This is a genomic window from Flavobacterium ajazii (genome assembly GCF_010614725.1).
Lineage (GTDB): Bacteria > Bacteroidota > Bacteroidia > Flavobacteriales > Flavobacteriaceae > Flavobacterium > Flavobacterium ajazii.
On record NZ_JAAEHL010000012.1, the window covers coordinates 108,671 to 122,937 of the forward strand.

Below are 14,267 nucleotides of genomic sequence, written 5' to 3' on the forward strand. Positions count from 1 at the left end.
CCCAACGGATAAAGAAATCTAATAAAAAGACAATGAAAAATTATATAACCAAAATCGTGACCTTCGCCATTCTGATCACGACTTTAATATCCTGTAAAGTCTCTAAGGATATTGAAACTCCAAAAGATGCATTTCCTGAGAATTTCAGGAGTGCATCGGTTTCGAGTGATACCACTAGTATTGCCGATATTGAGTGGAAAAACTTCTTTACAGAGAAAGATATTGTTCAGTTAATCGACAGCGCGGTTACCCGAAATAACGATCTGCTTATTGCACAAAAAAATATTGAAATTGCGCAATACCGTTTTACACAATCAAAATGGGGAAATGTTCCTCAGGTAAATTTATTTGTAAACGCAAGCACAAGCAATCCTTCCGACAATAGTTTTACAGGAATGAACTTGAATCAAGCTTTGGGGCAAAAACATATTGACGACTATTCTGCTGGAGCTTCACTTTCTTGGGAGGCTGATATTTGGGGAAAGATCAGAAACCAAAAGAAAGGAGCTTACGCAGGATATCTTCAATCTGAAGAAGTAAAAAAAGCTTTGCAGACCAATATTGTCGCTAATGTTTCAAGAGGATATTACAACTTATTGATGCTGGATGCGCAGTTAAAAATTGCACAGCAGAATTTAAAGTTAAATGACAGCACGACTAAAATCATTAAATTGAAATATGATGCAGGTCAGGTCACTACTTTAGCAATTCAACAGTCTGAAGCACAAAAATTAAACTCAGAGCAATTGATTCCGTTATTGGAACAAAACATTGCAATTCAGGAAAATGCTTTAAGTGTTTTGACTGGTTCTTTTCCGAATTCAAAACAAAGAACTATTCTTTTAAATTCAATCGAAATTAAAAGCAATCCTTCAATTGGAATTCCGTCTTCATTAGTAAGCAGAAGACCAGATGTAAAAAGTGCTGAACTGGCACTTAAAGCAGCAAACGCAAATGTCGGTATCACGAAAGCGGATTTATACCCAGCTCTCAGAATTACGGCTCAAGGCGGTTTGAACTCTTTCGAAACGAGCAGCTGGTTCAATATTCCAGCTTCTCTATTCGGAACTGTGGCTGGAGGTTTAACACAGCCAATCCTGAACAACAAAAAAGTAAGAACACAATATAATATTGCTGTTGCAGAAAGAGAAAAAGCGGTTTTAGCTTTTAGACAACAAGTTTTAGTTGCCGTTAGTGAAGTTTCGGATGCTTTGGTGAAAGTGGAAAAACTACAGCAACAGGAAACTTTTCTGAAAGAGAAAGTAAAAACGTTACAACAGGCGATTAAGAACTCTAACCTGCTTTTCCAAAATGGTATGGCAGAATACTTAGAAGTTTTAACAGCTCAAGCAAATCTTTTACAAAGTGAACTAGAACTTGCCGATATAAAAAGACAACAACTTACAGCCAATACAGATTTGTACCGCGCTCTTGGCGGTGGCTGGAAATAATACCTGTTACATTACCCGTTAATTATTTATTTTTTGAGAGGAGAACGCTGTGGGACCATTTTGGTTTCATGGCGTTTTTTGATTTTTTATGATATATAAGGAACAGAATGTTTTTCATACATTTCACAAGAGCAAATTTCTCACAAATTATCAAATAACCGATTAAATTATAAGAAAAATGATTATTTTTTAATATTCAAAAGAATTATATTTGTAAGAGATTACAAATAAAAAATATTCAACTTATTAAAATGAAATATTTATTAAGCATCTTTCTCATTCTCACACTATCATTTCAGGGATATTCTCAAAAAAAAGGTAAAAAAAAGCCCGTAGCTAAAACTACTTCAGTTCCTGACTTGGTTTTGACTCCAGAAATGGTGGCAAAAGCTGAAAAAATAATACCGGACACCTTACACATACAAAAAGGAAAAAAGTATGTTTTTTTAATCGATGCTAATGAAAATTCTTCAAAAGGATATACCACCGTTTATCAAGACAATGACGAAGAATCTGAAAAAACAGAATTGAAACGCAATTTTCCAAAAGAAAACCTTGAAATCATAAACATTACCAAATACACTTACGTCCTTTTCGAAAACAAACAAACACTCGATATTACCGGAGACGGGCAATCTTTTCAGGCTTTTGCTTACTGGAGCGGAAAAATTGATGATAAAGTTCAGGTTAAGGAAGGAACAAGAATGGCAACCGAATTTGTAGCCGAGCAGTTGAAATCAAAAAAGGAATCATCGTATGTTGTTAATACCCGAAAGTATAAAAAAGAAGTGGCTGCTTTATTAAGCAAAAACAAAATTACTTCAGAATCAAAAGAAGTTATGAAGCATTGGCTAAACAGTCAATCATTACCTTTTGTAGATATTGAAACAAACAATTTGCCTGTTTGCCAGATGGAAAATGCAAAATTAAAAACACTGGACTCTTATTTCCTTAAAAAGAAAGGAGTCCGAATCCCTTTAAAAAGTATTTCTTTTAATAGGGAAGGATTACCAACCTCCACGACTTATTATGATGAAGGAAAAGTTAATAGTAAAAGAACTTTTGTCTACAATGATGGATTACTTACAAAAATCATAGATGGAGAAAACCAAATTACCCCCATTACTTACAACGACAATAAAATGATTATTTATGATATTGTTAACGAAACTGATGCAATATTTATTTTCTGGCTCGAAAATGGCAAAATTTTAGAAAAGAGATATATTTTAATGAGGGACGATAAATTTTCATACATGAATAGTTATAGTGAAGAAAAAATTGAAAATAATTGTATATCCCGGTATATCAATACTGCATTAGAGTCAAAAGATTGCAGTGGTCAAAATACACTTTTTCCTTACGAACATACTACTAAATCCTTTCAAAATGGAGAAGTTATTCACTACGTAAAATCCAAATTAGAAAAAAAAGGAGAACGAACATTTGAAAAATATTACTCCGAAGCTAAACACCCAGATCAAAATGATAATTACAAACTATGGGGGACGTTTTATTTAGATAACTTTAATTTACTCGAAACTTATAATTTTATAGAAGACAAAGAAGCCAAAACCATCAAGATAGATTATACCTATTACGAATAAAATTTTTAAACGTTGTTAGACTTTTGGTTTCATAGCATTTTTTTTCATCGAAGGTAAAACAAGAAAATGTTTTATATAAAATTTTACAAATCCAATTTCAATAAATGGTGAATTTTGGTTAAATTATAAGAAAATGATTATTTTTTAATATTCAAAATAATTATATTTGTAAGAAATTATAAATAAAAAAATATTCAACTTATTAAAAATGAAACATTTATTAAGCATCCTTCTCATTCTCACACTATCATTTCAGGGATATTCTCAAAAAAAAGGTAAAAAAAAGCCCGTATCTAAAGCTAAAACTACAGCAGTTCAGGAAGAGGCAGTAACTATAGAAGTAAAAGCTGAAAAGATCATACCGGATACTTTACAAATACAAAAAGGGAAAAAATATGTTTTTTTAGTCGATGTAAACGAATATTCTTCACAAGGAAATACAGTATATGCAGGCAGCGATGACAATTCTGAAAAAGCAGAATTGAAACGCAATTTTCCAAAAGAAAACCTTGAAATCATAAACATTACCAAATACACTTACGTCCTTTTCGAAAACAAACAAACACTCGATATTACCGGAGACGGGCAATCTTTTCAGGCTTTTGCTTACTGGAGCGGAAAAATTGATGATAAAGTTCAGGTTAAGGAAGGAACAAGAATGGCTACCGAGTTTGTAGCGGACCAGTTGAAATCAAAAAAAGAATCATCGTACGTTGTTAATACCAAAAAGTATAAAAAAGAAGTTGCTTCATTACAAGGTAAAAATAAGATTACTCCAAAATCCAAAGAGGTCATGAAAGAGCTTCTAGGCGGTTACTCCTTGCCTTTTCCTGATATTGGAGCAGACAATATACCTGTTTTTCAGCAGGGAGCTGCAAAATTAAAAACGCTGGATTCCTATTTCCTTAAAAAGAAAGGAGTCCGAATCCCTTTAAAAAGTATTTCTTTCAATAACGAAGGATTCCCAACATCCATAACCTATTATGATCGCGAAGGAAAGAACAAAAGCAAAAAAGAACTCGTCTACAAAGACGGCATGCTCATAAAAATCATAAAAGAGGATCAGACTGCCTCTACAATCAATTATGATGATAACAAAATGATATTTACGGAGAATGTTGGAGATGCCAATGAAACCAGAGTATTTTGGCTTGAAAACGGCAAACTACTGCAAAAATCATATACACTTATGATTGATGACAAGTTTTCATACATGAATACTTTTGTGGAAGAAAAATTCGAAAACAACTGCATTTCGTATTACATCAATAATGTTGTATGGACACATAACTGTGGCGGTGCAAATAACAAATTTCCGTTTATTCATACCTATACCTCCTATCAGGACAAGGAAGTTCTTCAATTCAGAAAATCCAAAATAGAGAAAAAGGATGACAGAACCTTCGACAAATATTACTCCGAAGCTGAACGTGCAGATCAAAATGATAATTACAAGCTATGGGGAACATTTCATTTAGATGATTACAATTTGGTTGATACCTTTAATTTCACAAAAGACAACGAAGCCAAAACCATCAAGATAGATTATACTTGTTACGAGTAAAATACATTCTGATAAAATTCTTAAACGCTGTGGGACTTTTGGTTTCATAGCGTTTTTTTTTAGGAGCTGTTTCCTGCTATCCGCTACAATCTTTTGTGGCGAACCCCGCCACAAAAGGATTTTCACTTCTATCAGGGCTAGTATACCGATTTTTATAAGAAATATTGCAGTTTATTCTTAAGAAAGACTTAAAAAAAATTGCGCCTTTGCGAGAGCTATCACACAGCTTGCATCAAACAAAAAACTTATCTATTTTTAGTCTTCCATAAAAGCTAAAAAAAAAATGCCTTTCAACAACCAAACATACCTCAACAACCTAAAACTAGCTATTGAAAGTTACTCCCCTATTTCTGAAAAATCCTGGAAACTGATTGAAAAAATTGCAGAATTCCAAACATTAAAAAAAGGCGAAACACTATTACAAAACGGAGAAATTGCTAAAAACCTGCATTTTATAGCAAAAGGGATTCTGAGAGCATTCATTACAGACCAACAGGGAAATTTCTACAACAAAAACCTCTTTCCCGAAAATGTGTTTGCCGGTTCCAAAGTTTCATTGATGCTGCAGACACCTTCTAATTTTACCCTTGAAGCTTTGGAAGACTGTGTTTTAATCAATATCAATTATAAAAAATACATTGAGCTGATTAACCAAAACGATGATCTCAAAAACTTCTATATCGCACATTTAGAAAAAAACTGGATTATAGAAAAAGAACAAAGAGAAGTTGCATTAGTTATGCAAAACGCCACCGAAAGATATGTCAACTTACTTGAGAAACATCCTGACATTGCTGACCGTATTCCGTTACTACATATAGCTTCACATTTAGGCATCACACCAACTCAGTTAAGCCGAATCCGAAAAAATCTTGAAAAAGATTTATAAATCAACATATGTAAAGGTTTTTCAAAACGGCTAAATTTATCTTGGCTCTATTATTAAAATTCGATATTCAAAAATGAAAAACATAAACCTCATCAAAGATAATATTGACAATCTAACCGGGTTTTGGAAAACAGTTGGAACTCCTTTCCTTGCCTTCCACAAAAATGATTCAATCGAATACTGCAAAATAGAAAATTCAGGCTGGCCCAATAAATTATGGTCTAAGCAAGATATTACCTCAACAGATCTTACAAACATTATTCAAATTGAAAAAAATAATTCAGGTTTGGTAATTCCGTATTGGGATATTTTTGGAAGTAACTCGAATGAACTTTTAGAACAAAATAGTTTTGAGATCAAAAACGAGCAAGTAGGTATGTTTTTAAAACTGAAACAAAAATTCACGCTTCAAAACCAGCTGACTTTCAAAAAAGTTACTAACGAAGAAGATGCCAAAATCTGGGCCGATGTTTACCCGAATGCCTTTGGTTACGTCATCTGCAAAGAAATTTTAATTCAGGATTATCAAAACGTGCATTTCTATTTGGTTAAGTTTGAAGAAAAACCAATTGGAACTTTTATGCTTTATCAAACCGGAAATGACATGGGTATTCATGGTGTGGGTGTAATTCCCGAAATGCGCAGAAAAGGCTACGCCGAGGAAATCATGAAATTTGCAATGAATATTTCCGTCGATTTAAATGCTGAAACTGCACATTTGCAAGCCTCTGCAATGGGAAAAGCTATTTATAACAGATTGGGTTTTGAGGATTTGTTTTTGATTAAGAACTATATTTTAAATTCCAATATTTAAAGCTCCAAATTCCAAATGCTCAGAGTTGCTTATAGATATTTTTAGTTTCTCACGATTGACAGCAGTATAGTAAGTCCATCACAACTAACAACTAACATAATCTTGTCCCAAATGCCCCTAAAATAGTCAGAAATGTCCGTTTTATCAGAAAATTAGAATTGTAGCTTTGTATTTAGACATTAAGAGTTAATTCAAATAATGTCTGGCTGAGCGGAGTCGAAGCCTTCAAACCATAAAGCCTTCGACTCCGCTCAGGATGACACTAAATTATGAGGTAAATTTTATCGTTATCACTTAAAACTAAATTAATAATTTAACTACAAAACAAATGAAAAAAGCAAAAATCATTTTCTGGACAACCACAATTCTTATTTTTCTGTTTGAAGGCGTAATGCCGGCATTGACATCGCAGACAGAATTGGCTAAAGAAGGAATCAGACATTTGGGCTATCCTGAATATTTTGGAAATGCCTTGGTTGTCTTCAAAATATTGGGAGTTCTCGCATTGGTTATTCCACAAGTTCCAAACAATGTAAAAGAATGGGCTTATTCAGGTTTCGGCTTCGATTTTATCTTTGCTTCCATCAGTCATTTTGCCGTTGACGGAATTACTTTTGAAGGCTTTTTCCCTTTGATCATTTTATTGATTTTAGCACTTTCATATATCTATTATCATAAAATAGAACAATACAAAAACATCGCTTCGTAAATTTATAAACGATGATAGAAGTTTTTAAAACCAATGTCCAGGAAACAGAACAGTCTCAAATGATTGTGAAAAAACTTTTGGAACATTTTCCAGACAGCACAATCAATTTTGACCTTGAAGACTGCGATAAGATTCTGCGGGTTTATGCTCTGTCTATTTGCAGCCATACCATAATAGAAATTCTCAGGTCGCATGGTTATCATTGTGAAGTTCTTTCCTAATTACAAAAAAAACATAACAAACTGTTTTACAAAACATTAAATATTTTATTTGTAAATTTGAGATACCTATCAATCTTTAAAATCTTACAAAATGAATTTACCGGAAAATCATCAAAGCATAATTCCATATTTAATTTTAGAAAATACTTCAGAATTTATCGATTTCACGCAAAAAGTTTTCGGTGCTGAAAAAGGAAGCAGAGAAATTTTGCGTGAAAACAAAACCGTTATGCATGGCGAAATTATCATTAATGGCAATACCATTATGATATCTGATGTAAATAATGACTGGAGAAAACAAACAGCCCATTTATTTGTCTATGTTCCAAATGCTGAGCAAACGTATCGAAAAGCTCTGGAGTGGGGTTCAAAAAATGTAATGGATATTGCTACAAAAAATTTCCTCACATCCTGTGGCGTACTTGATCCTTTTGGAAACGTCTGGTGGATCACCTCAATACTCGAATAAGAAACATAATCTTTAGTAAAAATGAAAGAAACTGTCCAAAATAACATCATTGAAACATTTAAAAAACTGAATGAAACAGTTTCTTCATTTTCACAGGAAGATTTAAATACAATTCCTTATAAAAACAGCTGGACGGCTGGACAGGTCATTCAGCATATTATTCTGGGCTGTTCAGGTTATCCTGAATTATTTGCCGGAAATACTAAAAAGAAAATTCGTAAATACGATGAACACGTTTCTGAACTCGAACGAATTTTTCTCGATTTTAATACCAAAATGGATTCGCCCGATTTTTTGAAACCCGAAGCAAAAGAATATTCTAAAAATTCACTGACCATAAAAATCCTCGAAATAGAATCTGATTTATTAAAAGCTTCTGAAACTTACGATTTAACACTCACCTGTCAGGATTTTCAGGTTCCGGGTTTTGAAACCTTTACCATTTTTGAATGGATTAATTCCGGACTTATTCATACGCAACGCCATACAAATCAACTAAATAACATCTTAAAATATTTAAATAAATTGTAAATTAGCTTCTCAATCCATAAAAAGATATTTATATGAAAGCAAAAGGCGGAGCCATTTTTTTGGCCGGATTAGTAGCAGGAACAATGGATCTTGTAGCAGCAATTACTTTTTATTCTTTCATTTTAACCAAACTTCATCCAACAAAAATCCTACGGTCTATTGCCAGTGGTATTTTCAAAAAAGAAGCTTATACAGGCGGTTCGGAAATGGTATTTTATGGATTGGGGCTTCATTATTTCATAGCTTTTGTATTTGCATGGTTTTATTTTACCATCTACCCTAATTTTCCATTTCTTAAAAAAAATGCTTTTTTGTCCGGAACTTTATATGGACTTTTTGCCTGGAGCATCATGAATTTGATTGTTCTTCCAATTGCATTTCCTAAGCTTCCCGACAAACATTTAGACTTTCCTTTACTTATCTCTATTTTAATTATCATTACCTGCATTGGTTTTCCGATTGCTTTTATTGCTAAAAAATTCTATTCTTTTAGATAGATAAAGGCTGGTAATGATTAATTAATTCTAAAAATGCTGTTTCTGTACGAGAGAAATATTGTTTGTTGCTGCGGCTTTTTTTAACCTTATCAAAATATTCTTTTATCGTTCCGTCTTCATAAGTTGAAAGCAACAGCGGGTGTACATAATAGTTTTTGCAGACATTTCGGGTATTTCCCAAAGCTTCTGCCGTTATATCAAAAGCGGTCAGGATGTTTTTCTTAATTTCTTTTTCGTCATTAGTTATTCCAAGTTCCATTAAGGTTTCAAAGAAAATAACCGAGGCTGACCATGTCCTGAAATCTTTGGCACTAAAATATTCCCCAGATATTTCGTGAAGGTAAACATTGACCATATGACTGTCGAGAATTTTTCTTTCTCCGTTTTCATCATAATATTTAAAAACTTCCCAACCCGGAATTTCTTCACATTTACTCACTAATTTAATCAGCTGCTTGTTGCGGATTGTAATTGAATGCTGTTTGCCCTTTTTGCCTATAAATTCAAATCGTATGGCATTTTTATTGATGTTAATGTGTCTTTTTCGCAAAGTAGAAAGCCCATACGATTTATTGTCTTTGGCATACTTTTCATTTCCAATCCTAATATGCGTTTCCTCCATTAACCGGATAACAAGAGCTACAACCTTATCTTTCGACCATTCTTTTTTTTCTAAATCAGCATCAACCCTTTTTCTTATAAAAGACAGCTTTCTTCCAAAATCGGCTATTTTATAAAACTTAGTCTGATTTCTGATTAAATTCCATTTCGAATGATAACGGTATTGTTTTCTGTTTTTATCATCAAGGCCAACCGCCTGTAAATGTCCGTTTGATAATTCGGAAATCCTCACATTCACCCATGCAGGAGGAAGCACCAGACTGTTAATGCGTTTAAGTTCTGATTTTTGTTTAATGCATCTGCCATTTTTTTTATAAACAAAAACATCTCCTTCCCTGCATCTTTCGATTGGCATGGATTTATCACTTACATAAACCAAATCCAGTTTTTCTATCGCTTGTTCAGGCTTAGTAAGTAAAAGCTGCATTAATTTTTCCTGAGATTTTGTAGTCATTTTGCTTTTTTAATAAATAAGAACCTCTTTTTCAGTCGCTTTATCTTCAATTCATAAAAAGGCAGGTACTTAATTTCATATTTACTCAAATATCACATAATCAAACATTTAACTTTAATCCTATTGATTTTTTTTTTAACTTTAAAAAATGGTTTTATAAAAATTATTTTACAAAACCACTTTCTTATATAATTCCCATAAATAATCTTTCGAGTCAATTTTTTAATGTATTGGATTAATTTCAGGCGTCCCTGATTTCTAATTTTAAAAAATAAAAATTTAAAATCTTTGATAAAATATTGCATTACGGTGCTGCAGACGACAAAATCACTGCGGTCTCTTTGAACCTTAACGATTTATTAAACGAACTAAAAAAGAAATCCCATGAAGACGCTACAAAAAATTAAATCGAAAATAGTTTTCCTGTCTACTTATCCGCCAACACAATGTGGTATTGCTACTTATACACAGGATACCATAAAAGGAATTATGGATGTCTACGGAAATTCAATTAGCTGTGAAATTTGCGAATTGGTAAAATCTCCGAAAGAAAAACCAACACAGGCCTTTACTTTAAACACAACTGACAAGGAAGATTATACTAGAGTTGCTGAAGAAATCAATAAAGACAATTTGGTAAAACTTGTTCATATTCAGCATGAATTTGGTTTATTTAGCGGTAATTATGGAGATCATTTATTAGAGTTTTTAAATGTGATAAAAAAACCGGTAACATTTACTTTTCATAGTGTTATCCAGAATCCGAATCCTGAACTGAAAACATTTGTAAAACTGTTGCTCTCTTACAGCAATTCGGTTTTTGTAATGACAAATCAGTCCCGTGATATACTTATTAGAGATTACGATATTCAGAAAGAAATTATTACCTGTGTACCCCATGGAACCCACGTCGTGGTTTATGAAACCCCTGAACAGGCAAAACAGAAATTTGGCTTTGAAGACAAAAAGGTACTAGCTACTTTTGGGCTTTTAGGTGAAGGAAAAAATATTGAAACCGGTCTGCAGGCTTTATCCAAAATTGTAAAAAAAGAACCAAATGTGCTTTATTTAATTATTGGCAGAACCCATCCCAATCTGATTGTTGATGGTGTCGATAAATATCGTGATAAACTGGAAGCCCTTGTTGATGAATTAAATCTGCATAATAATGTTCGTTTCATCAATCAATATTTAGATACTGAGGAACTTTTAAATTACCTAAAAGCAGCAGACATCTATTTATTTACCTCAAAAGACCCTAATCAGGCAGTGAGCGGCACTTTCTCTTACGCCATGAGCTGTGCCTGCCCGCTGGTAGCATCAAAAATTCCACACACTGTAGAGGTTTTGACATCTGACTGCGGAATTTTAGTTGATATCGGAAATGTGGATCAGTTTGCAGAAGCAACATTAAAACTGCTTTCTGATGATCATTTAAGAGAAGAAATGGGTAAAAATGCTTTTGCCAAAACGCGTGCATCATCATGGGAAAACGTAGCTATTATCCATATGAATACCTACAAAACCCTAATTGAAAACGAAACTGCAATTGAATTTGATTATCCAGATGTTCAATTGGCACACATCAAAAAAATGACTACTGAACTAGGCATTGTTCAGTTCTGCAAAATATCAATTCCTGATTTGTCTACGGGTTATACTTTAGACGATAATGCACGTGCGCTGGTGGCTCTTGGCATGCATTACAAATTGACCGGCGACAAAGACGATTTGCCTTATATCCTGATTTATCTGGATTTTATAAACCGCTGTCAAAAACCGGACGGAAGTTTCATCAATTATGTAGACGAACACAACAGAGAACATGTAGAACAAAATGCAGAAGTTAATCTGGAAGATTCGAACGCAAGAGGAATTTGGGCTTTAGGAAGTGTTATTGCCCTAAAAGATATCCTGCCTGAAAATATTGTAAATAAAGCGACAGAATGCTTTTTGAAAAGTTTGCCTTGGGCAGAGACTATTCAGTCACCGCGTTCCATTGGATTTGCTACAAAAGGACTTTATCTTTATAATTCTGTAATTCCTAATTTGTACGTTTCGGCAATTATCAATAAACTGAATGCAAAACTGGTTTCAAATTATGAAATTCATGCTACCAAAGACTGGAAATGGTTTGAAAATTATCTGACTTACGGAAACGGTATCCTTCCCGAATCTATGCTCTATGCCTATCTGGTAACCAACAAACCAATTTATAAAAAAATAGCTTTGGAATCGCTGGATTTCCTTCTTTCAAAAATGTTTACAAAAAAAGGTTTCAAAGTAATTTCTAATAACGGATGGTACCACAAAAACGAACAACCGCATGAATATGGAGAACAGCCAATTGATGTTTCGTACATTATTCAGACTTTGAACGGTTTTTATAACGCCTTTAAAAACCCATTATACAAAGATTATATGAAAACTGCTTTTAACTGGTTTTTAGGAAAGAACCATTTAAACCAGATTATGTACAACCCTGTGAGCGGCGGTGGATACGACGGTCTTGAAAAAGAAAATGTAAACCTGAACCAGGGAGCAGAATCGACAGTCTGCTACCTCACTGCAAGATTAATCATGGAAAATTTCAAAGAAGCCGAATGTAAGGTAATTGATCTCGTAAAAACAAAAGCAGATCTGATTATCAACTCATAAAAGCTATAGTTATTCAAAATCAATCCCTTTTTAACCAAAGGGATTTTTTTTGCTCCAAATTTTCTCCGAACGTTATTTTATAGTAATTATTATGTCATTATGAAAATTATATAAGGTTGAAAAAAAGTTGTGTAAAGAATTTTAACAAGTATAGAAGTAACTTTCATCATAATTAAAAAAGCAATCAAAACTGTTAAAAAACTGTTTTACAAATAAATACAATTTTAAAATTCAATACTTTGATTTTCAGCTTAAAAAATACTTTCGAAGATGTAGGAAATGCAACATTGTTTGCTGCACGGTTTTTTAAAGAGGTTTTTGTGCCTCCTTACGAAACCAGACAGTTTTTGAAACAATGTTATGTTATTGGCTATAAATCCCTGCCACTGGTTGCCATAACCGGTTTCATCATGGGATTGGTACTTACGCTGCAGTCGAGACCTACACTGGTAAAATTTGGTGCAGAAAGCTGGCTTCCGGGAATGGTAGCGTTATCGCTTATCAGAGAAATAGCACCTGTAATTACCGCTTTGATTTGTGCCGGAAAAATATCCTCCGGAATTGGCGCCGAACTGGGTTCTATGAAAGTTACAGAACAGATTGATGCCATGGAAGTTTCAGCAATTAATCCGTACAATTATTTGGTGGTGACCCGAATTCTGGCCTGTACATTAATGGTTCCGATATTGGTATTTTTTGCTGATGCCATTGGAATTTATGGTGGTTATGTGGGGATAAATATTCATGGAGAAGTTAGTTTCTACCGTTATATCACAAAAATTTTTCAGTCATTGGAATTTCTTGATTTAATTCCGGCCACGATCAAAACTTTCTTCTTTGGATTTTTCATCGGAATGATTGGTTCTTATAAAGGTTTTAATGCTACAAACGGAACCGAAAGCGTTGGTAAAGCTGCAAACTCTGCAGTGGTAACAGCTTCTCTTTCCATTTTTATTATTGATATGCTCGCCGTTCAGATAACCGATTTATTTTTTTAAGATGAAAAAGGAAACAGAAAATACAGCTACTGAAATAAAAGCCAATAAAAAAAAGGCAATCATTGAAATCAAAGATTTACATAAAACTTTTGGCAACAACAACCATGTTTTGAAGGGAGTAAATTTTACGGTAAATAAAGGAGAAGATTTAGTGATTTTGGGACGTTCAGGTTCCGGAAAATCGGTTACTATCAAATGTATTGTCGGGCTGATTTCTCCTGATAAAGGCGAAATCAATGTTTTTGACGAAAATGTACTGAAACTTAAAAAAAAGGAACTCAACGAAATGAGAGTCCGTATTGGTTTTTTATTCCAAAGCGGCGCTTTGTACGACTCAATGACGGTGAGAGAAAATCTGGCTTTTACACTAAGAAAACACAATCGTGACTTGGGTCATAAAGAAGTCGAAAAAGAAGTACTCGAAGCCTTGGATAATGTAGGTCTGATGGATGCTGTTGATAAAATGCCATCCGAATTATCAGGTGGAATGCGAAAAAGAATTGGTCTGGCTCGCACCTTAATTCTGAAACCCGAAATTATTTTATATGATGAACCCACTACCGGTTTAGACACCATTACATCAAGGGAAATCAGCGAATTAATTTTAGATATCAAGCACAGGCAAAAAACCACTGCAATTATTATTACGCATGATATGGCGTGTGCAAAACTAACTTCTGACCGAATTATTGTTTTAAAGGAAGGCATAATTCACACAGAAGGTACTTATGAAGAATTAGAAAAAAGTGAAGACGAATGGGTACGCTCATTCTTTGAATAAAAT

14 protein-coding genes are annotated in these 14,267 nt (G+C 33.5%); 13 read left to right on the forward strand and 1 reads right to left on the reverse strand.

Annotated elements, in window-relative coordinates:
• Positions 1-32 precede the first annotated feature (32 nt).
• The 10 genes from GWR14_RS19560 (at position 33) to GWR14_RS19605 (ending at position 8,752) form a co-directional block, all read left to right on the forward strand.
• Entirely contained in the window at positions 33-1,451 is a 1,419-nt protein-coding gene (locus GWR14_RS19560) for a TolC family protein (protein WP_163410831.1), read from the forward strand.
• Between the two features lie 251 nt (positions 1,452-1,702).
• On the forward strand, positions 1,703-3,058 hold the full coding sequence (locus tag GWR14_RS19565) for a hypothetical protein (protein WP_163410832.1): 1,356 nt from the start codon (positions 1,703-1,705) through the stop codon (positions 3,056-3,058).
• 208 nt (positions 3,059-3,266) lie between these two features.
• Positions 3,267-4,622: a hypothetical protein gene (locus GWR14_RS19570; RefSeq protein WP_163410833.1), complete on the forward strand. Its 1,356-nt coding sequence runs from the start codon at positions 3,267-3,269 to the stop codon at positions 4,620-4,622.
• Positions 4,623-4,905: 283 nt separating this feature from the next.
• Positions 4,906-5,511, forward strand: a complete 606-nt coding sequence (locus GWR14_RS19575; protein ID WP_163410834.1) for a Crp/Fnr family transcriptional regulator — start codon at positions 4,906-4,908, stop codon at positions 5,509-5,511.
• 73 nt (positions 5,512-5,584) lie between these two features.
• Entirely contained in the window at positions 5,585-6,325 is a 741-nt protein-coding gene (locus GWR14_RS19580) for a GNAT family N-acetyltransferase (protein WP_163410835.1), read from the forward strand.
• 328 nt (positions 6,326-6,653) lie between these two features.
• A complete protein-coding gene (locus GWR14_RS19585; RefSeq protein WP_163410836.1) occupies positions 6,654-7,034 on the forward strand; it encodes a DoxX family protein in 381 nt (126 codons plus the stop codon).
• An 11-nt stretch (positions 7,035-7,045) separates the two neighbouring features.
• Positions 7,046-7,255, forward strand: a complete 210-nt coding sequence (locus tag GWR14_RS19590; RefSeq protein ID WP_163410837.1) for a hypothetical protein — start codon at positions 7,046-7,048, stop codon at positions 7,253-7,255.
• A gap of 91 nt (positions 7,256-7,346) precedes the next feature.
• On the forward strand, positions 7,347-7,724 hold the full coding sequence (locus tag GWR14_RS19595; protein WP_163410838.1) for a VOC family protein: 378 nt from the start codon (positions 7,347-7,349) through the stop codon (positions 7,722-7,724).
• A 21-nt stretch (positions 7,725-7,745) separates the two neighbouring features.
• Complete coding sequence (locus GWR14_RS19600) at positions 7,746-8,255, forward strand: DinB family protein (RefSeq protein ID WP_163410839.1); 510 nt, start codon at positions 7,746-7,748, stop codon at positions 8,253-8,255.
• Positions 8,256-8,287: 32 nt separating this feature from the next.
• Positions 8,288-8,752, forward strand: coding sequence for a DUF1440 domain-containing protein (locus tag GWR14_RS19605; protein WP_163410840.1), 465 nt, complete (start codon positions 8,288-8,290; stop codon positions 8,750-8,752).
• On the opposite strand, the gene GWR14_RS19610 is transcribed toward GWR14_RS19605, so the two are convergent.
• Entirely contained in the window at positions 8,745-9,827 is a 1,083-nt protein-coding gene (locus tag GWR14_RS19610) for a DNA topoisomerase IB (protein ID WP_163410841.1), read from the reverse strand. The genes GWR14_RS19605 and GWR14_RS19610 overlap by 8 nt on opposite strands.
• Before the next feature lie 384 nt (positions 9,828-10,211).
• Here GWR14_RS19610 and GWR14_RS19615 point away from each other — a divergent pair, with 384 nt between their 5' ends.
• The 3 genes from GWR14_RS19615 (at position 10,212) to GWR14_RS19625 (ending at position 14,264) form a co-directional block, all read left to right on the forward strand.
• On the forward strand, positions 10,212-12,485 hold the full coding sequence (locus tag GWR14_RS19615; RefSeq protein ID WP_163410842.1) for a glycosyltransferase: 2,274 nt from the start codon (positions 10,212-10,214) through the stop codon (positions 12,483-12,485).
• Positions 12,486-12,724: 239 nt separating this feature from the next.
• A complete protein-coding gene (locus GWR14_RS19620) occupies positions 12,725-13,483 on the forward strand; it encodes an MlaE family ABC transporter permease (protein ID WP_163410843.1) in 759 nt (252 codons plus the stop codon).
• A gap of 1 nt (position 13,484) precedes the next feature.
• Positions 13,485-14,264 carry an ABC transporter ATP-binding protein gene (locus tag GWR14_RS19625; protein ID WP_163410844.1) on the forward strand — a complete coding sequence of 260 codons (780 nt, stop codon included), beginning with the start codon at positions 13,485-13,487 and terminating at the stop codon, positions 14,262-14,264.
• Positions 14,265-14,267 lie beyond the last annotated feature (3 nt).

Excerpts from the sequence above, each read along its gene's own strand:
- GWR14_RS19560 (WP_163410831.1), top strand. The coding sequence starts at position 33 with ATGAAAAATTATATAACCAAAATCGTGACCTTCGCCATTCTGATCACG.
- GWR14_RS19565 (WP_163410832.1), top strand. The coding sequence starts at position 1,703 with ATGAAATATTTATTAAGCATCTTTCTCATTCTCACACTATCATTTCAG.
- GWR14_RS19570 (WP_163410833.1), top strand. The coding sequence starts at position 3,267 with ATGAAACATTTATTAAGCATCCTTCTCATTCTCACACTATCATTTCAG.
- GWR14_RS19575 (WP_163410834.1), top strand. The coding sequence starts at position 4,906 with ATGCCTTTCAACAACCAAACATACCTCAACAACCTAAAACTAGCTATT.
- GWR14_RS19580 (WP_163410835.1), top strand. The coding sequence starts at position 5,585 with ATGAAAAACATAAACCTCATCAAAGATAATATTGACAATCTAACCGGG.
- GWR14_RS19585 (WP_163410836.1), top strand. The coding sequence starts at position 6,654 with ATGAAAAAAGCAAAAATCATTTTCTGGACAACCACAATTCTTATTTTT.
- GWR14_RS19590 (WP_163410837.1), top strand. The coding sequence starts at position 7,046 with ATGATAGAAGTTTTTAAAACCAATGTCCAGGAAACAGAACAGTCTCAA.
- GWR14_RS19595 (WP_163410838.1), top strand. The coding sequence starts at position 7,347 with ATGAATTTACCGGAAAATCATCAAAGCATAATTCCATATTTAATTTTA.
- GWR14_RS19600 (WP_163410839.1), top strand. The coding sequence starts at position 7,746 with ATGAAAGAAACTGTCCAAAATAACATCATTGAAACATTTAAAAAACTG.
- GWR14_RS19605 (WP_163410840.1), top strand. The coding sequence starts at position 8,288 with ATGAAAGCAAAAGGCGGAGCCATTTTTTTGGCCGGATTAGTAGCAGGA.
- GWR14_RS19610 (WP_163410841.1), bottom strand. The coding sequence starts at position 9,827 with ATGACTACAAAATCTCAGGAAAAATTAATGCAGCTTTTACTTACTAAG.
- GWR14_RS19615 (WP_163410842.1), top strand. The coding sequence starts at position 10,212 with ATGAAGACGCTACAAAAAATTAAATCGAAAATAGTTTTCCTGTCTACT.
- GWR14_RS19625 (WP_163410844.1), top strand. The coding sequence starts at position 13,485 with ATGAAAAAGGAAACAGAAAATACAGCTACTGAAATAAAAGCCAATAAA.